This is a genomic window from Sphingobacterium sp. xlx-96 (genome assembly GCF_011007365.1).
GTDB lineage: Bacteria > Bacteroidota > Bacteroidia > Sphingobacteriales > Sphingobacteriaceae > Sphingobacterium > Sphingobacterium luzhongxinii.
This window is the reverse complement of the sequence record NZ_WFKM01000003.1, coordinates 400,636-416,669: the sequence shown is the minus strand read 5'-3', so window position 1 is coordinate 416,669 and position 16,034 is coordinate 400,636. Positions and strand designations below refer to the sequence as shown.

The window sequence follows — 16,034 nt, the reverse complement described above, 5'->3', positions numbered from 1 at the left end:
ATAATCGCTTTTGGTAATGTCAATTGTTAATGATATTTTTGAAAAAAAGAACAAAGAATGAATTTTCCAACAGAATTGAAATACACAAAGGATCATGAATGGGTTCGTGTAGAAGGCGATGAAGCCGTAATCGGTATTACAGACTTTGCTCAACGCGAGTTGGGTGATATTGTTTTTGTTGATATTAACACTGTAGGGGAAGAGGTGACTGCGAATGAAGTGTTTGGTACTATCGAAGCAGTAAAGACTGTGTCTGATTTGTTTATGCCCGTAAACTCAACAGTTTTGGCCGTGAATGATGCAATTGATGCCTCTCCTGAATTAGTGAACTCTGATCCATACGGTGAAGGTTGGATCATCCGCGTAAAATTAACGAATCCAGCAGACATAGATGCCTTGTTGACAGCAGATGCTTATAAATCTGAAATTAACGCTTAGTCTATAATGTTGCGTATATAAAATAACAGAAAAGTCCCTCCTAGGAGGGACTTTTCTGTTATTTTATTTCTTTTAGTTCTATGCTGGAAGATATCTTATTTCCTTGTACTTCAATGGTAGTGTTGACAACAGAGTGTTTGGTAAAAAAGGTGTTGGGGTCTAGGATATAGTAACCTGTAGATGTTCCAATACTAGTGCCCGCGTTGTCGGTATAAGTACCTGTCACATTAATCTTATAGCCATCGGCGGTCTTCTCTGCAAAGGTATTTACATTCTTTCCTTTTGCTCCTAATTGTGCCAAGCTGATTTCATTTTCCCAAGAGTCTCCGATAGATAAAGGTTTATCCGGAAAGGCAACGGACATTCCCTGAATGCTAGATCGATCAAAGGCCTCTGCCGGAACATTCGGAAAATCCATTTCCAATACCTTGGCGTTTTTGTCCATTGTGATACTAAGCTTATTCTCCAAGAGAGGTTTCAGCTGTGTAGACATCATTTCCTCCATCTGGTTGGAAGGTTCTTTGGAAGAGTCATAAGAGATAGTAACTATTCCGGCATTGATATCGGTCTTGACCTGGGTATACTTAGCTTCGTACTTCGCCGATGATTCCGTAACTTCTGTTGCTGTCATATTCATGCGCATAGTCATATCCATGATCATGTTTTGCGCACCTTCAATATCCGACTTCATAATCATTTCAATGGGGATGACCTTTCCTTTTTCTGGGTTTAACCTAAAGGTGATCTTCTCTTGTGCCTGTGCGCTTAGCGTGATTGTAGCAGCAATGAATAATGTAGTGAAAAGTCTGTTCATATAGTTCTAATTGTTGATTGTGTATAAGTCTTACTAGGTATAACAAAAATCTGTTGAATACTCGGACTATGATATGTCGTCGAACCAAGCTTTTTGTTACAGCGTTTAGCAATGATTATGTTAAAATAACTCTTTTTATTCAGATTATTGCTCCATATTATAGGGTATAAAAAAAGGAGTCCTAAAGGACTCCTTTGATTTGTATATTTTGTACAAATTATTTTTTACTATAAGTTACCTCTTTTACTGCATTAATCACTTTTGCCACGCTTGGTAAAGTCGCTTCTACCAAAGTAGGTGCATATGCCAAAGGAACGTCTGCAGATGTTACACGCAATACAGGAGCATCTAAGTAATCAAAAGCATTTTTCTGAACATGGAAAGAAATCTCGGAAGAGATAGAGGCCAATGGCCATGCTTCTTCAACAATAACTAATCTATTCGTTTTCTTAACAGAGTCAACTACTGTTTTGTAATCAATAGGACGTACAGAACGTAAATCAATTAATTCTACACTAACACCTTCTTTTTCTAACTCTGCTACCGCAGGGATTACCACTCTTGGTAACATTTTTCCAAAAGAAACAACCGTTACGTCAGTTCCTTCTTGTATGATATTAGCTTTTCCGATAGGAAGATAGTATTCTTCTTCAGGTACCATTCCTTTATCGCCATACATGACTTCAGACTCCATGAAGATAACCGGATCTGGATCGATGATGGATGATTTTAATAAACCTTTTGCATCATAAGGGTTGGAAGGAACTACTACTTTTAATCCTGGTGTGTTCGCATACCAGTTCTCAAAGTTTTGAGAGTGTTGTGCTGCCAACTGTCCTGCATTACCTGTAGGGCCACGAAATACAATCGGACAAGAAAGCTGACCACCGGACATTTGACGGATTTTTGCTGCTGAATTGATGATCTGATCTATTGCAACTAATGAGAAGTTGAATGTCATGAATTCCACAATTGGCTTCAAGCCATGTGTTGCGGCTCCGACAGCGATACCTGCAAAACCTAATTCAGCAATAGGAGTGTCAATAATACGTTTTGGGCCAAATTCGTCTAGCATACCTTGGCTCACTTTGTAAGCACCGTTATACTCTGCAACCTCTTCGCCCATTAAAAATATAGTTTCATCTTTACGCATTTCTTCGTTCATTGCTTCACGAAGCGCTTCTCTGAATTGAATTTCTCTCATTAGTTTTGAAATCGTTTTAATTAACCTTTGATATGCAAAAATACTATTTAATAATGATATTTCATATGCATATAAACTGCCTTTTAGAGGCGATCTGGTAGCTTGCGTATCCAAGCGATATTACGCACGTTTTTTTAGTGTGCGCACTACTTCGTGTTAATCCGTATTTGCGCGGCTTACATTATATGGATATTTCACACGTGCGATAGGTAATGTTGCTGTCCCCATTCGTGTACTTTGCCTGGGTTATTTGTTTTGTATTAGAAAATCTTGCAGCCATTTGTTTATATTTTGGATTGCTAGCGGTATTTCCCAATTATCCCTGTTTCGCTTTTCGACATAATTAGATATAGCACGTATTTGAAGACAAGGTAAGCCTTCTTCGGTAGCGACGAAAAGCACGGCCGCACCTTCCATACTTTCAATTGTTGCTCCGGGAAATCTTTTTTTCAGGACATGAATTGATGGAGTATGTCCATGTACCATATTGACTGTGATCGCTGTTTCTTGTGGGAGGGAGATCGTAATATTTGGAGGGGGTGAAGAACGGAACATACTGTTGCCAAACCCAAGATCTTCCAAAGAGAGAAACTGCTCCGCATCTTCTGCTCCGAGTTCCGAAAAATGGTCTTCTACAATGTTGACTACGCTTCCTAAAGCAATATCCTTAGAGAATGAACCCGCTATTCCAATATTTAAGATGTAATCAGGGCGGGACTGCGTGATCCTCTTTCCCAGCTGGTATGCGGTAGCTGTCATTCCGACCCCCGTAATTAAATAAGGGATCTGTAACTGCGATAGCAAGTCCAAACTCGGGGCAATTTCCCCTTCGGTAGCGGCGACGACTAGAGGTTTCATTTTTCTGTGTTTTAACTTTAATGCAGGTATACTTTGCTTTGTAGTTGCTAAAATAGAGTTTTTTGCGTGATATTATTGTCATAAAAAACACCCAATAATAGGGACTGTGTGTGTAATAAGCTTTATGCTGTACAAATGGGATATATAGGATTGTTTATCAAAGCATTTTTATCTAAGTTTGCGTATATGATATACATTACAAGGCGAGAGCGATTCTGTGCCGCCCATAAGCTGCATCGCGAAGATTGGTCGGAAGAGAAAAACGAAGCCATTTTTGGTTATTGTTCAAACCCCAATTGGCATGGGCACAATTACGAATTGTATGTTACGGTAAAAGGAGAGGTAAATCCAGAAACTGGGTTTTTGATCGACCTGAAGTTGATGAAGCGTATTATAAATACCTACATCATTACTCCAATGGATCATAAGAATATAAATTTAGATGTCGATTTTATGCAGGGTAAAATGGCTTCCACAGAAGTGATCGCTATGGAGATATTTAAAGTATTGAAGCCTCATTTTGAACAAGAGCAGGTTCAGTTACATAGCGTAAAGCTATACGAAACAGAAAATAATTCCGTCGAGTATTTCGGCGATTAATCACATAAAATAATTAGCTAAAATGAGTAATTCTACGGATTTCAATGAAGAATTGGATCGCTATAAAAAAGTAGAACAGTATGATGTAGAGCAGGTAGACCGTATAGCCTCACACTACAACGATATTCTATCTGCCATAGGTGAAGACCCTAATCGGGAAGGTTTGATCAAAACTCCAGAACGGGTGGCTAAGGCTTTACAATACTTAACACATGGCTACGATGTTGATGCTGCAGAAGTATTACGTAGCGCGATGTTTGAAGAAGATTATAGCCAGATGGTAGTTGTTAAAGATATAGAAGTGTATTCGATGTGTGAACACCATATGTTACCCTTTTTTGGGAAAGCACACATCGCTTATATTCCTAACGGACATATCGTAGGATTGAGTAAGATTCCACGTATTGTAGATGCCTTCGCTAGACGTTTACAAGTCCAGGAACGATTGACTAATGAAATTAGGGACTGTATTCAAGAAACATTGAATCCTGCCGGCGTAGCCGTAGTGATGGAGTGTAAGCACATGTGTATGGCTATGCGTGGTGTTCAGAAGCAAAGTTCAGTGACGACAACGTCGGCTTTTACCGGTGAATTTCAAAATGATGTTACAAGATCTGAGTTCTTAAGGTTAATTACAGCCTCATTAGATTAATCAATAATCTGGTTTTAGAATTCAAAAAAAGCTCTGTTTTTCGATAGGAAACAGGGCTTTTTTAGTTATTTATTAAACCTTTTTATCATCCTGATGTCTATGTGGAGGCGTAAAAAAAGTTTTTTTTTTGAATTAGTTCCGTAGATTTGCAGTTATGTTTCAAAATGAAGAACGGGTAAGTGGTTATTTAGAAGGTACTTGTGACGAAGAGAATTCGTTGCTCCGTACGATAAACAGAGAGACGTATCTAAAAGAAACAATGCCGCATATGTTGTCTGGTCATTACCAAGGAAGGGTACTGTCCATGATCAGTAAGATGCTGTCTCCCCGAAAAATTTTAGAGATAGGTACTTTTACAGGTTATGCAACGTTATGTTTAGCAGAAGGGTTAAAAGAAGACGGTATCTTACATACCATAGATATTAATGAAGAGCAGGAAGAGCGAGTCTCTGGTTATTTTCAGCGGTCTGCATACGCTGCTCACATAGAATATCACATTGGGGATGCCTTTGAAGTGATACCTGCCATCGCAGGAGAATTTGATTTAGTTTTTATCGATGCCGATAAAAAAAGGAATTTGGTTTATTACGAGATGTTAATAGATCGTGTTCCTTCAGGGGGAGTGATTTTGATAGACAATGTTTTGTGGAAAGGAAAGGTTTTTGAAGAGAATCCAGATAGCCAGACAAAACAGGTTTTGGAATTAAATGCTACCCTGGCAAAAGACAACCGTGTAGAAAAGTTGATTTTGCCGATTAGAGACGGGCTTTTTGTATTGCGCAAAAAGTAATTGTTGAACTAAAAAGTAGAAAATGCAAAAATGTTTATGCAGCAAAATGTTGCTAATACTAGTATTGTGTTTTGCTTCTGTAACGACACTGTTAGGACAAAAGAAATTTAGTCCTTCAAGTTACATCGAGCAGCACAAGAGCGTTGCACAGCAACTCATGCGCGAAACAGGTGTGCCAGCATCTGTGATCTTAGCAATCGCTATTCATGAAAGTGCCTATGGTAATAGCCGAATTGCAACAAACTTGAACAATCATTTCGGAATTAAGGGAAAAAACAATAGTAAGACCATCAGGTCTGCCTACAAAGGCTATGAATCTGTTTTGGCATCTTACCATGATTTTGTAGATTTACTGCAGCGGAGGAAATCAACGCAGGGATTATTTGATAAGTATTCTCCGTTAGATTACAGCGCTTGGGTCAAAGGAATTGCACGGTCGGGATATTCAGCAACCCGCGACTGGAGTCGCAAGGTTCTGGGGACTATCGATCGTTATGATCTGGATGATCTGGATGTAAAATAATACATTATATACTTTTTGTTTTTTGATGAGATCTGTTTTTTTGCTTTTTGTCCTCTTAGGACTGTTGAGCTCTTGTGCTTCAAAAAGAGGCACAGTGTTGTCCAATCCCAATTCATCCAGTTCTTATGGCTCAAAAAAAACACCTTCCAAAGGAGGGGTCTCTAGTACAGGTCTGTCGTATATTGAACAGTATAAAGGGATCGCTATCCGAGAGATGAATCAATACGGGATTCCCGCGAGTATTAAATTAGCGCAAGCACTTTTAGAATCGGGCAATGGAAACTCTTATTTAGCCCGCGAAGCGAATAATCACTTTGGAATAAAGTGTGGTGGCGTCTGGACCGGAAAAAGTGTAAGAAGGGCTGATGATAACCCGAATGACTGTTTCCGTGTTTACGACAATCCCGAACAGTCGTTTAAGGATCATTCCCAATTTTTATTACGTAAGCGCTATGAGAAGTTGTTTGCGCTTGACAAAGATGATTATAGAGGCTGGGCCAAAGGTCTAAAAGAGGCGGGTTATGCGACTAATCCGCGTTATCCAGATTTACTTATTGACCTGATAGAAAGATATGCTCTATATCAATATGATCGGGCAGAGACCTATGTCGAAAAGGAAAGAAGAGAAGAGCAGGTTGTACATGCTATTGAAACGAAAGTAGAGTCAGAGCCTATTGCTAAACCGGAACAGATAAAATCACCGGTTGCGATGATTATTCACGAAGTAAAACCTCAACAGACATTATACAGTATTAGTCGTCAATACAATGTTACAATTGATCAAATAAGACAATTGAACGGTCTTTCTGGAGATGAGATCGCTATAGGGCAGCTTTTGGTAATTACCAAGTGATATTAAAACTTGTTAAAAATATGGCGTTTTGTTGGTAATAATGTAGCTTTACGGTTGTGAATGCCAATCTAAACATAATATCATTATTGTTTTTTCTTTCTTTTTGTATGCCGACTTATTCGCAGCAAAAGGTGGAAGGCCTGATTTTTGATAAGGATACGAAGCAGCGGATTGGTCGTGTATTGATGATTAATAAGACCAGCGGCGCAAATATCTTTAATAATTCAAGAGGAGAGTTTGCTTTAGATATGTCTCCCGGCGATCAGATTATCGCGCAAAGAGAGCAGTATTTTAGCGATACCTTGACTTATGAAGGTCAAAGCGTGTTGATTTTTAATTTAAAGAAAACTTCTATTTATATAGATCCTGTAACGGTTCTTGGGCGTAAGACACCGGAGCAAATTTTAGCAGAACGTCGAAGGGACTATGATAAAGCCTATAAATTGGCCGATCCAGGGAGTTACCTAAGCGTAGGGCCGACAGGTGCAGGTCTGAGTATTAATGCGATTTATAGCCTCTTCAGTAAAGAAGCGAAAAATGCGAGGCGGTTGACCAGGTATTTTGAAAGGGAATATCAGGAAAATATTGTCGATATGCGTTTTTCTAAAGAGTTAGTCAAGTCGGTTATAGGATTAGAAGGCGAACCGCTAGACAATTTTATGGTAAGGTACAGACCTTCGTATGATTTTGTATCTTTGGCAACACATTATCAACTGGTAAGTTATATAAAGTCGAAGTATGAGTACTTTAAATATGTGCCTTATATTAAGCCTTTACCAGATTTGAATAAAATTGATATTAGTAACAACGATTAGTTATAGTCTATGATGAAACGTTTACCCTTGTTTTTAAGCATTGTGCTGCTGTCCGTCAGCGCGAAGGTGTTTTCTCAAGCAAATCTAAAGGACCTGAGAGAGAAACCTAATACCGAAAAATTGACTGCAGATACAGCAAAAGGCCTTCAGATCAAACAAATTAATGTTCCGATACCTAAGCTCGGATTAGAAGTGGATTATTGGAAGCATTGGACCAAATTTGGTATAAATGCAAATCAAGCATCGTTTAGTGAAAACTGGAATGCGGGAGGGGTAAATTCTGTCGCTATAGGAGGTACGTTTTGGCATAAGTCTGATTATAATAAAGATCGATTCAATTTTGTTACCGAATTTGATTTCAAATATGGGAAAATCTGGAATAAAGATCAGTTGGCTAAGAAAAATTTGGATAGGCTTTTTTGGGATAATAAGCTAGCCTACAAGTTTACGGATACTTGGGCGCTTTATTTTTCATTTACTTTCGAATCTCAATTTGATATAGGTTATAAGTACGATGCAAAGGGAGAAAATATTACCGATACGGTCTCCGCATTTTTGGCGCCGGGATATTTTACAGAGTCATTCGGTTTCGAATATAAACCAGATAAGACATTTTCATTACGATTGGGTACAGGTACTGCTCGGCAGACTATTATTGCAGATAAAAGAATTGCTCCGCCGATAGAAGCAACTAAACCTGTCTACGGTGTTGAGCCGGGGAAAAAATTTAAAAATGACCTCGCTTTTCAGGTGACAGCTAATTTAGATCGTAACCTATCTCAAAATCTTAATCTGAAAGCTCGTTATAACTTATTTGCAGATTATAAAGATATTTCGGATCCGGATCACCGTTTAGATGCAACATTAAGTGCTAAAGTAACGAGTTTGGTTAACGTAGGCCTTACTGGTATTCTTGTTTATAATTCAGATGAATCGTCAAAGGTGCAGTATAGTCAGGCGCTGACATTGGGGGTTATATACGCATTGCCAAGATAGGAATTGATATGCGGTTGAGGGGTGTTGTTATTGGGATATGCTTATTCGGACTTGTGGGCTGCGGTACATCAAAGAAGACCTTGATGTCGCCAAGGACCGTCTCTAGCATAGATCAGGTAAAGCTAGATACGGTAGCGAAAATAATTGAAGCACCCAAATTGGTTATAGACAATGCAATGGACAGCTCACTTGTTCAGGTCCCCCGAGAGTTAACACCCGAGGAACGGATCATTGAACAAAAACGAACTGGTGTGTACAAAGGTGCCGATTGGGCCGCTGCGATACATTACGATCTTCGTAAGCCAAATTTTGTCATTATACACCACACCGCGCAGAATAGTGTCGCTCAGACCGTTCGGACATTTCAGGTTCCACATTCAAAAGTTAGCGCACATTATGTCATCAGTAAGACGGGACAGCTTATCCAGATGCTTAATGATTATGATCGTGCCTGGCACGCCGGTAAATCCAAGTGGGGAAACATTGATGATCTAAATTCAGTATCTATCGGGATCGAATTAGACAACAATGGCAAGGAGCCGTTTCCAGATGTTCAGATCAACGCCTTACTCATCCTTTTGGATACATTGAAGACAAAATATCTTATACCTCAGCTCAATTTTATAGGTCATGCAGATATCGCCCCTATGCGAAAAGACGATCCCAATGTTTTGTTCCCATGGAAGTCATTGGCGCAAAACGGCTTTGGTATCTGGTATAATGAAGATTATTTGATGTCGCCCCCAGCGAATTTTAACCCTATTGACGCGCTGAAGATCATGGGATATGATATGCGTAACCCCGAAGGGGCAATCCGCGCATTTAAGCGCAAGTATATTGTCAAGGAAGTAAATGGAGTGCTGACAGCGCATGATCAAGCTGTACTTTATGATCTGTACCGTAAGTATTATTAGGGATTAGATTTGAGTTAAGAGATGAGAGATTTGAGAATGAATGGTCTCTATTAATAAACCATTAACCATCAATCATTGTTCTTTATTCCTTGCTGTAGTAGATATCCAAATAAAATAACAAGTATACACCCAATAAGGTTGAGCCATAGGAAAGCTACTATATCCGCTTTCCAAATACCAATGATTATAACTTCGGTAATTATAGCAGACCAAAATACGGCTTTCCCTCCGATTTTCTTGAAGTAGAAGGCAACAAGGAATATTCCTAAGATAGTACCGTAAAATAAAGAGCCTAATATATTAACTGCCTCCAAAAGATTACCAAGCTTATTGGCATATAGTGCAATAATTACCGTGAATATGCCCCAGCCCAGCGTAAAGAGACGCGAAGCCTTTAAGTAAGTGCGCTCAGAACCCTGCTTATTGATAAATCGCTTATAGATGTCGATTACGGTCGTCGAAGCGAGCGAGTTTATTGCACTGGCGGTAGCGCCCATCGAGGCAAGCATGATGATCGCTATCAGCAGACCGATAAAGCCCTTTGGAAAGGTGGAGGTCACAAACGATAAAAAGATATAGTTATTGTCATTTACATCGGCGTGTTCATCATTTTTCTTGATGAGTTTGATTACGTCTTCCCTTAGTGATGTTGACGCTGTGTTTAGCGCATTCAATTCTTCGCCTTTACGTTCTATTCCTGCTTTGTCATTATGCGATAGCGCTTTCGTAAGTTCGTGGATTGTTTGCGATTTTTTTTCGCCGAGAGATTCCTGTTGCTGCAACAGATCCATATATTCAGCCTTATAGCTGCTGTTTTCCAGTTTTTTGGTCTCTATCGAGTTGAAAAATAAAGGTGGGGTATGATACTGATAGTACGCAAATACCAATACCCCAATCAATAAAATGCAAAACTGCATGGGTACCTTTAACAATCCATTCATCAGAAGTCCCATTCTGCTATCACGGATAGAAGACCCTGTTAGATACCTCCCGACCTGACTTTGATCCGTCCCAAAGTAAGACAATTGAAGGAAAAAACCTCCGATCAAGCCTGTCCATACGGTATATTGGTTGTTTAAATCCAACGTGAAATCAATAGCATTGGTTTTACCCGATTTACCTGCAATATGTAGCGCCTCACGGAATCCAATATCCTCCGGGAGAAGTCGGATAACCATAAAACCAGCCGCTAGAAGCCCTGCAAATATGATTCCCATTTGCAGTAACTGCGTATAAGATACAGCCTTGGTCCCCCCATATACTGTATAGAGTACCACCACGCTTCCCATGACCAAAGTGGTATAGGTAACATCAATATGCAAAATAGTAGATAGTATTATGGATGGGGCAAAAATAGTAATCCCGGTAGATATGCCACGTTGGATAAGAAATAGGAAAGCCGTTAATGCTCTCGTCTTGATGTCAAATCGCTTTTCAAGGAATTCGTAAGCGGTAAATACCCGAAGCCGATGAAAGATAGGGACAAAAGTAATACAGAGCACAATCATGGCTAAAGGCAGTCCAAAGTAGAATTGGACAAAGCTCATTCCCGAGGTGTAAGCCAAGCCTGGTGCGGATAGGAAAGTGATTGCACTGGCCTGCGTAGCCATTACAGAGAGCCCCACATTGTACCAAGGCAATTCGCGATCGCCTAATAAATAGCCGTCTATGTTACGAATATTCCTGCTTTTGAATATACCGTAGGTGATAATCAAAAGCAGGGTAGAGAAAAGTACTATCCAATCGATAGGACTCATGAGTAATGCACCGTAAATAAATACATAAATACAATACATAACAATAGCCAGATCACCAATATCCAATAGAACTGGCGCCAACTACGTACTAAAGGAGGGAGTCCCTTATCTGTCATGAGGTTTTTGTGGTAAAAGCACTGTATTGAAGAAAACTGCGAAAATAAACCCGCCTACTAGCCCCCCAATAAGACTTAAAAATGATCCGCAAGAAGCAAAAGCCGTTAGTGCGCCCAATACAGATCCGATTAATAAAATTAAACCTTTTACGTTAAGAGGTTGTACATCGTTTACTTGATTTTCCATATATAATGTTAATTTACTTTTTCTTTTGCGAGCAAATTTACAAATAATCTGTAAGCTCCGGGAACTCCGGCCGGTAATTGTCTGAAAAAGGAAAGGGAGGTATATACAAATTTGCCTTTTCCATAATTTGTTATCAAGAGTGAGCCGTTTTTCGATTCTTCATCTTTATCGTTAATCCGTAGTGGAGTACGGTATCTTTTATCGATCTTATCGGCAAAGTAAAGACCTCTTTCTTGTACCCATGCATCAAAATCGAGCGTTGAGATCTTATTCGGGTAGGTTAAGGCGACGTCTTTCGAATCATAGTTGACCTTTGCATGCTCTTCAGTGACCCTATCTCTCGAGATAGCGAACGGATAGGGACCTATCTGGTCGACAAAAAGCTTCGTGTTTACATTATATTGCACGAGCACGACACCTCCTTGATTTACGTAGTCCATAAGTAGCTTCTGTGTAGAGGAAGCCTGTGGATTGATGTTGAAGTAGCGGATACCGACTATGACGGCGTCGTATTGGCTTAATGAAGAGGCCGACAATGGACGGTTATTCAAAGGGGTTACCGCTATACCTATCTCGTTTAGCGATTGCGGGATCATATCTCCTGCACCAGGGAGATAGCCTATAGTTTTCACCGGGTTTGTTAGCGCAAAGCTCTTACAACTCACTGTAGCCAACGGAAACCAGGTGATCCGAGGGATATGGTCATAATCTATTGTTTTTATCGATTTCAGAAGTTCACCATTCCATTGGAAGGATATTGAACCACTAGCACTGTTTGAATTATCCGGTTTTACGGCAATCTGCTTGACAAGGCTATTTTCTTTTCCGAATTCTAGATTGATACGTTTAGGAGAGACTTGCCAACCTTCAGGTTGGGGTATATCTACAACAAAATTGTTTTGGCTTTCGTCGTGACGATAGAAAGTGACCTCCATTGTTTTCTGTTCCATATTTGTACTTAGTAAAAGGGAGGAAGACAATTCTGCCGTTAGCGTCGGTATTATGGTTATAGGGCTGTGTATTTCGCCGCGCACAGGATCCACGACCCGGTATTGTATCTCTTGATTTCTGCTCAGAATCTTGCCATTGATTTCAAATGTAAAGGTGACACTCGGAGGGTTGGGATTGGTAGGGTATCCTACATCAGCGGGGTTGACATCAAATTTACCTAAGGAATGTCCCTTTAAAAGCCAGTAAGGTTGAGTTATTTGGGCAAATTTGTATTGTCTTGATAAGGACCAGTTAACATTTGTTGCTAGGTTTTCCTGAACTTCTCCCAAGCTGGTTTTAAGTAGTTTTACCGCAAGATTGGGACGTCGTGCTATTACCTCCAACAAGACATCAAAATCTTTGTTAAGAGGATACTGGTCCGCTTTTGTCGATACGTCAATCCATATACCGGCGCAAGCAGTAATAATGTCTTCTATCTCTTTTATCTTTTGTGCTTTCCAATAATTATCATTGATGTGTTGTATCCGATCACGGAGCTCAAAAAGACTAGATATACTTCGTTCAGGCTCTGTAGGGATAAAATCAGCAATAATGCGCTTTATCAATGGTTCTATGTCTGCACTACCTTGGATTCTATCCCAGCTGGTCGTGATGCCTTCCATAATGTCTCCTTTTGCTTCATCGCCTGCTACATGCTCAAAATACTCGGTACTGTTGCCGCGTGAAGTTGCCGCTCCAAATCCTTGACTTTTGTGCTGCGACCTGCTGCGTGCAGCTATTTCGCCGTATGATTCGCCTAAAAGAGGACTATATGCACCGATGTTTATTTTAAGCTGATCTTCAGAGGTATTATTCATCCCCCCAAAATTAGCGGTATTCCATAGCAGACGTTTCGCTCTCCAAGGAGCCACAGTTCCGAGCTGTTCTGGAAAATATTTTGGATCAGCTGCCGCAAGATATGCTTCATGGGCCAGTATTGCTGAAGCTTGATGATGACCGTGGCCACCACGTTTATCTGGCGGAAATCTGTTTATAATGACATCCGGTCTAAATTTGCGGATTATCCATACAGCTTCCCGGAGGGCGGTCTCTTTGTCCCAAAAATCAAAAGTCTCTGTGTATGTTTTAGAGAAGCCAAAATCATAGGCCGAACTGAAAAATTGTTCTCCCTTATCGATCGATCGAGCTGCGAGTAGCTCTTGTGTACGGATTAGTCCCAGATCTATTCCTTGTTCCGTCCCAATAAGATTCTGTCCACCGTCGCCTCGGGTTAGCGACAGATATCCTGTTCGGTATTTTCGCTCTTGTGCTAGCCATGCTATCAATCGTGTGTTTTCATCATCGGGATGTGCCGCAAAGTATAATATAGATCCTAATGTGTTAAGTTTTTGAAGCCTGATCATGATTTCATTAGCTGGCATATTACCATGTTGAGACTTCGCCGATATAACGAGAGTGCTGATGAAAAAAAATAAGAAGAGTATTTTTTTATACATGATTAAACATACATAAATCTATTTTTATGTGCAATAGAATTTGTGGGACATTTTGGTTACATTCGGTGCTCTACTAGCGGGATCAAAGGTTGTTATAAAAAAAACTTTCATGATTCCTTTGGTTCACCAATCAAAAATGAAAGTTCTTGATGTCCATTGAGTACAGACACCTTCAGAAAAAAAGAGCTAAATTTTATTTAGCTCTTTTTTTACAACAATTAAAAATCTTTAGTCTTAAAATAGTCTTACGACCCCCAAATTAGGGTGTAACCTTTCAACGCTAGTAAAAGTACTATAAAAGCGTAATATAGTAAACGCTAAGTTGAAAAATAATTTTCCACATCGCAAAAGTTATAAACAATAGCGACATGGAATAATATCTTTTGTGAAATAGTAGGATTTTAATCTCCCCAAGACAGGGCTGCTATTTGTCTATGGAGCCTAGGACACGTTGCATGAAGGTATTTAAAGCTTCCTTTTTAGGCGTTCCTTCTTTTATGAGCTTATCAACTTCAATAGCTCCGTACATATTGGATATTAGCTCGCCAATAACATCAAGCTCTTCGTCTTTTAATGAAGAAACTTCTGTCAAGGCTTCTAGCGTTTCGATAGTTTCTAAGACATAATCTGCATCGTTTTGCTCTATAAAGTCTGTTAGGTGCTTAATTACTGGTAACTTCATTTAATAAATCAATTAGTCCTTCTATTTTATTTGTTTGTACCTGGTTTACCAATTTTCCATCTTTAAACGCGGCAAAGGTTGGTAAATTGTTTACATTGGCCAATTTTCTTGATTCTGGATTTTTTTCTGCGTCTACAACAATGAAAGTCACATCCTCATTCTCCATGGCCAATTTTTTAAATTTAGGCTTCATGATGCGGCAGTTTCCACACCAAGAAGCTGCATATTGTACCATTACAGTTTTGTTGTTATTTACAACTTCCTGTAAGGTGTCGTTTTCTAATTCCTGTAACATAGTCGTTTTGTATTTTAAAGAAGAGAGGCGGAAGAAATCCGCCTCTCGAAGGATTGAAATTTCTTAATTGGCCGATAAGTAGGAAGCAACACCATCGCGTGTAGCATTCATTGCTTCTTTACCTTCTTCCCAGTTTGCAGGACATACTTCGCCATGCTTTTGTACGTGTGTATACGCGTCGATCAGACGGATATATTCTTTTACGTTACGTCCTAAAGGCATATCGTTTACCGACTCGTGGAATACTTTCCCAGTCTCATCGATCAAGTAGGTAGCACGGTAAGACACCGCAGAACCTTCTACAAGTGTACCATATTCAGGGTGTTCCACTTCTTTCATCTCTAAAATTCCTAATACGCTAGAAAGGTTGCGGTTTGTGTCAGCGATGATAGGGTATTCTACACCTTCAATACCACCATTATCTTTTGCTGTGTTTAACCACGCAAAGTGTACTTCGTTTGAGTCGCATGACGCGCCAATCACGATTGTATTACGTTTCTCGAATTCCGGAAGAGCTTCTTGGAAAGCGTGTAATTCTGTAGGACATACAAATGTAAAGTCTTTTGGATACCAGAATAACAATACTTTCTTGTTTTCTTTTTGTGCTTTTTCAAAAATGTTGATTGAAATGTAATCGCCTAAATAGTCAATTGCATCTACTGTAATGCTCGGAAAATTCTTACCTGTAAAACTCATAATGTATCTTTCTTTTTTTGTACTACAAAGGTACGTAATATAACGGCAAAAGTAAATTGAAAATACCTATTGGGTATCATCAAAATCTATGTTTTCTATCTTGATTTCATAGCTAAAAGCTATAGTTTTATGTAAAATAAAAAGAGCACTTGTTTAGAAGCTCGGATAATAATACTTTTGTGTACCTTAACTAGAGTTGGCCCCGTAGTTCAACGGATAGAATAGATGTTTCCTAAACATTTGATAGCAGTTCGATTCTGCTCGGGGCTACAACTAAAGACGGTATAATCCTGATATTCAGTGTTGTGCCGTTTTTTTTGTGTCCTATGTATCGTTTTTGCACTCGTTTTTTTATATATGTAATACCTTTATGTAGTTTAAACTTTTATAACAAGTT

At 39.4% G+C, this 16,034-nt stretch carries 18 protein-coding genes and 1 tRNA gene; 10 read left to right on the top strand and 9 right to left on the bottom strand.

Annotated elements, in window-relative coordinates; all coding sequences use genetic code 11:
* Positions 1-57: 57 nt before the first annotated feature.
* Positions 58-438, top strand: a complete 381-nt coding sequence (gene gcvH, locus G7B20_RS07530; protein ID WP_164109837.1) for a glycine cleavage system protein GcvH — start codon at positions 58-60, stop codon at positions 436-438.
* Between the two features lie 58 nt (positions 439-496).
* Here the strand turns inward: gcvH and G7B20_RS07525 are convergent, their stop codons facing one another.
* The 3 genes from G7B20_RS07525 to mqnB form a co-directional block, all read right to left on the bottom strand.
* Complete coding sequence (locus G7B20_RS07525) at positions 497-1,252, bottom strand: DUF6263 family protein (protein ID WP_164109835.1); 756 nt, start codon at positions 1,250-1,252, stop codon at positions 497-499.
* Between the two features lie 217 nt (positions 1,253-1,469).
* The gene (locus G7B20_RS07520; protein ID WP_164109833.1) at positions 1,470-2,456 is read right to left on the bottom strand and encodes a pyruvate dehydrogenase complex E1 component subunit beta; all 987 of its coding nucleotides are present in this window, start codon (positions 2,454-2,456) and stop codon (positions 1,470-1,472) included.
* A gap of 246 nt (positions 2,457-2,702) precedes the next feature.
* A complete protein-coding gene (mqnB, locus tag G7B20_RS07515) occupies positions 2,703-3,314 on the bottom strand; it encodes a futalosine hydrolase (RefSeq protein ID WP_164109831.1) in 612 nt (203 codons plus the stop codon).
* A 186-nt stretch (positions 3,315-3,500) separates the two neighbouring features.
* Here mqnB and G7B20_RS07510 point away from each other — a divergent pair, with 186 nt between their 5' ends.
* The 8 genes from G7B20_RS07510 to G7B20_RS07475 all read left to right on the top strand — a co-directional run bounded on the left by G7B20_RS07510 (position 3,501) and on the right by G7B20_RS07475 (position 9,457).
* A complete protein-coding gene (locus G7B20_RS07510) occupies positions 3,501-3,914 on the top strand; it encodes a 6-pyruvoyl trahydropterin synthase family protein (protein WP_164109829.1) in 414 nt (137 codons plus the stop codon).
* A 22-nt stretch (positions 3,915-3,936) separates the two neighbouring features.
* Positions 3,937-4,566 (top strand): GTP cyclohydrolase I FolE, encoded by a 630-nt coding sequence (gene folE / locus G7B20_RS07505; protein ID WP_164109826.1) that lies wholly within the window; start codon positions 3,937-3,939, stop codon positions 4,564-4,566.
* Between the two features lie 154 nt (positions 4,567-4,720).
* A complete protein-coding gene (locus tag G7B20_RS07500) occupies positions 4,721-5,356 on the top strand; it encodes an O-methyltransferase (protein ID WP_164109824.1) in 636 nt (211 codons plus the stop codon).
* A gap of 46 nt (positions 5,357-5,402) precedes the next feature.
* Complete coding sequence (locus G7B20_RS07495) at positions 5,403-5,879, top strand: glucosaminidase domain-containing protein (RefSeq protein WP_240452831.1); 477 nt, start codon at positions 5,403-5,405, stop codon at positions 5,877-5,879.
* A gap of 25 nt (positions 5,880-5,904) precedes the next feature.
* Positions 5,905-6,732 carry a glucosaminidase domain-containing protein gene (locus tag G7B20_RS07490; protein WP_164109821.1) on the top strand — a complete coding sequence of 276 codons (828 nt, stop codon included), beginning with the start codon at positions 5,905-5,907 and terminating at the stop codon, positions 6,730-6,732.
* A gap of 107 nt (positions 6,733-6,839) precedes the next feature.
* Positions 6,840-7,547, top strand: a complete 708-nt coding sequence (locus tag G7B20_RS07485; protein WP_164109818.1) for a hypothetical protein — start codon at positions 6,840-6,842, stop codon at positions 7,545-7,547.
* Between the two features lie 9 nt (positions 7,548-7,556).
* On the top strand, positions 7,557-8,543 hold the full coding sequence (locus tag G7B20_RS07480; protein WP_164109816.1) for a DUF3078 domain-containing protein: 987 nt from the start codon (positions 7,557-7,559) through the stop codon (positions 8,541-8,543).
* Between the two features lie 83 nt (positions 8,544-8,626).
* Positions 8,627-9,457 (top strand): N-acetylmuramoyl-L-alanine amidase, encoded by an 831-nt coding sequence (locus G7B20_RS07475; protein ID WP_164109814.1) that lies wholly within the window; start codon positions 8,627-8,629, stop codon positions 9,455-9,457.
* 68 nt (positions 9,458-9,525) lie between these two features.
* Here G7B20_RS07475 and G7B20_RS07470 read toward each other — a convergent pair whose 3' ends face one another.
* The 6 genes from G7B20_RS07470 to G7B20_RS07445 form a co-directional block, all read right to left on the bottom strand.
* Positions 9,526-11,214, bottom strand: a complete 1,689-nt coding sequence (locus G7B20_RS07470) for a sodium:solute symporter (protein ID WP_164110146.1) — start codon at positions 11,212-11,214, stop codon at positions 9,526-9,528.
* A gap of 105 nt (positions 11,215-11,319) precedes the next feature.
* Positions 11,320-11,517 carry a hypothetical protein gene (locus G7B20_RS07465; RefSeq protein WP_164109812.1) on the bottom strand — a complete coding sequence of 66 codons (198 nt, stop codon included), beginning with the start codon at positions 11,515-11,517 and terminating at the stop codon, positions 11,320-11,322.
* An 8-nt stretch (positions 11,518-11,525) separates the two neighbouring features.
* Entirely contained in the window at positions 11,526-13,964 is a 2,439-nt protein-coding gene (locus G7B20_RS07460; protein ID WP_240465990.1) for a PIG-L family deacetylase, read from the bottom strand.
* A gap of 424 nt (positions 13,965-14,388) precedes the next feature.
* Positions 14,389-14,646 carry a DUF6952 family protein gene (locus tag G7B20_RS07455; protein ID WP_021071025.1) on the bottom strand — a complete coding sequence of 86 codons (258 nt, stop codon included), beginning with the start codon at positions 14,644-14,646 and terminating at the stop codon, positions 14,389-14,391.
* Positions 14,627-14,941, bottom strand: a complete 315-nt coding sequence (locus G7B20_RS07450; protein WP_164109810.1) for a thioredoxin family protein — start codon at positions 14,939-14,941, stop codon at positions 14,627-14,629. Before G7B20_RS07450 ends, G7B20_RS07455 begins: the two co-directional genes overlap by 20 nt.
* A 63-nt stretch (positions 14,942-15,004) precedes the next feature.
* Positions 15,005-15,637, bottom strand: coding sequence for a peroxiredoxin (locus G7B20_RS07445; RefSeq protein WP_164109808.1), 633 nt, complete (start codon positions 15,635-15,637; stop codon positions 15,005-15,007).
* Positions 15,638-15,835: 198 nt separating this feature from the next.
* Between G7B20_RS07445 and G7B20_RS07440 the strand changes: the two genes are divergently transcribed.
* Positions 15,836-15,907, top strand: a tRNA-Arg gene (locus tag G7B20_RS07440).
* Positions 15,908-16,034 lie beyond the last annotated feature (127 nt).

What these genes read in the sequence shown, in the direction of transcription:
- gcvH (WP_164109837.1), top strand. Translation starts at nt 58, where the DNA reads ATGAATTTTCCAACAGAATTGAAATACACAAAGGATCATGAATGGGTT.
- G7B20_RS07525 (WP_164109835.1), bottom strand. Translation starts at nt 1,252, where the DNA reads ATGAACAGACTTTTCACTACATTATTCATTGCTGCTACAATCACGCTA.
- G7B20_RS07520 (WP_164109833.1), bottom strand. Translation starts at nt 2,456, where the DNA reads ATGAGAGAAATTCAATTCAGAGAAGCGCTTCGTGAAGCAATGAACGAA.
- mqnB (WP_164109831.1), bottom strand. Translation starts at nt 3,314, where the DNA reads ATGAAACCTCTAGTCGTCGCCGCTACCGAAGGGGAAATTGCCCCGAGT.
- G7B20_RS07510 (WP_164109829.1), top strand. Translation starts at nt 3,501, where the DNA reads ATGATATACATTACAAGGCGAGAGCGATTCTGTGCCGCCCATAAGCTG.
- folE (WP_164109826.1), top strand. Translation starts at nt 3,937, where the DNA reads ATGAGTAATTCTACGGATTTCAATGAAGAATTGGATCGCTATAAAAAA.
- G7B20_RS07500 (WP_164109824.1), top strand. Translation starts at nt 4,721, where the DNA reads ATGTTTCAAAATGAAGAACGGGTAAGTGGTTATTTAGAAGGTACTTGT.
- G7B20_RS07495 (WP_240452831.1), top strand. Translation starts at nt 5,403, where the DNA reads ATGTTGCTAATACTAGTATTGTGTTTTGCTTCTGTAACGACACTGTTA.
- G7B20_RS07490 (WP_164109821.1), top strand. Translation starts at nt 5,905, where the DNA reads ATGAGATCTGTTTTTTTGCTTTTTGTCCTCTTAGGACTGTTGAGCTCT.
- G7B20_RS07485 (WP_164109818.1), top strand. Translation starts at nt 6,840, where the DNA reads ATGCCGACTTATTCGCAGCAAAAGGTGGAAGGCCTGATTTTTGATAAG.
- G7B20_RS07480 (WP_164109816.1), top strand. Translation starts at nt 7,557, where the DNA reads ATGATGAAACGTTTACCCTTGTTTTTAAGCATTGTGCTGCTGTCCGTC.
- G7B20_RS07475 (WP_164109814.1), top strand. Translation starts at nt 8,627, where the DNA reads ATGTCGCCAAGGACCGTCTCTAGCATAGATCAGGTAAAGCTAGATACG.
- G7B20_RS07470 (WP_164110146.1), bottom strand. Translation starts at nt 11,214, where the DNA reads ATGAGTCCTATCGATTGGATAGTACTTTTCTCTACCCTGCTTTTGATT.
- G7B20_RS07465 (WP_164109812.1), bottom strand. Translation starts at nt 11,517, where the DNA reads ATGGAAAATCAAGTAAACGATGTACAACCTCTTAACGTAAAAGGTTTA.
- G7B20_RS07460 (WP_240465990.1), bottom strand. Translation starts at nt 13,964, where the DNA reads ATGTATAAAAAAATACTCTTCTTATTTTTTTTCATCAGCACTCTCGTT.
- G7B20_RS07455 (WP_021071025.1), bottom strand. Translation starts at nt 14,646, where the DNA reads ATGAAGTTACCAGTAATTAAGCACCTAACAGACTTTATAGAGCAAAAC.
- G7B20_RS07450 (WP_164109810.1), bottom strand. Translation starts at nt 14,941, where the DNA reads ATGTTACAGGAATTAGAAAACGACACCTTACAGGAAGTTGTAAATAAC.
- G7B20_RS07445 (WP_164109808.1), bottom strand. Translation starts at nt 15,637, where the DNA reads ATGAGTTTTACAGGTAAGAATTTTCCGAGCATTACAGTAGATGCAATT.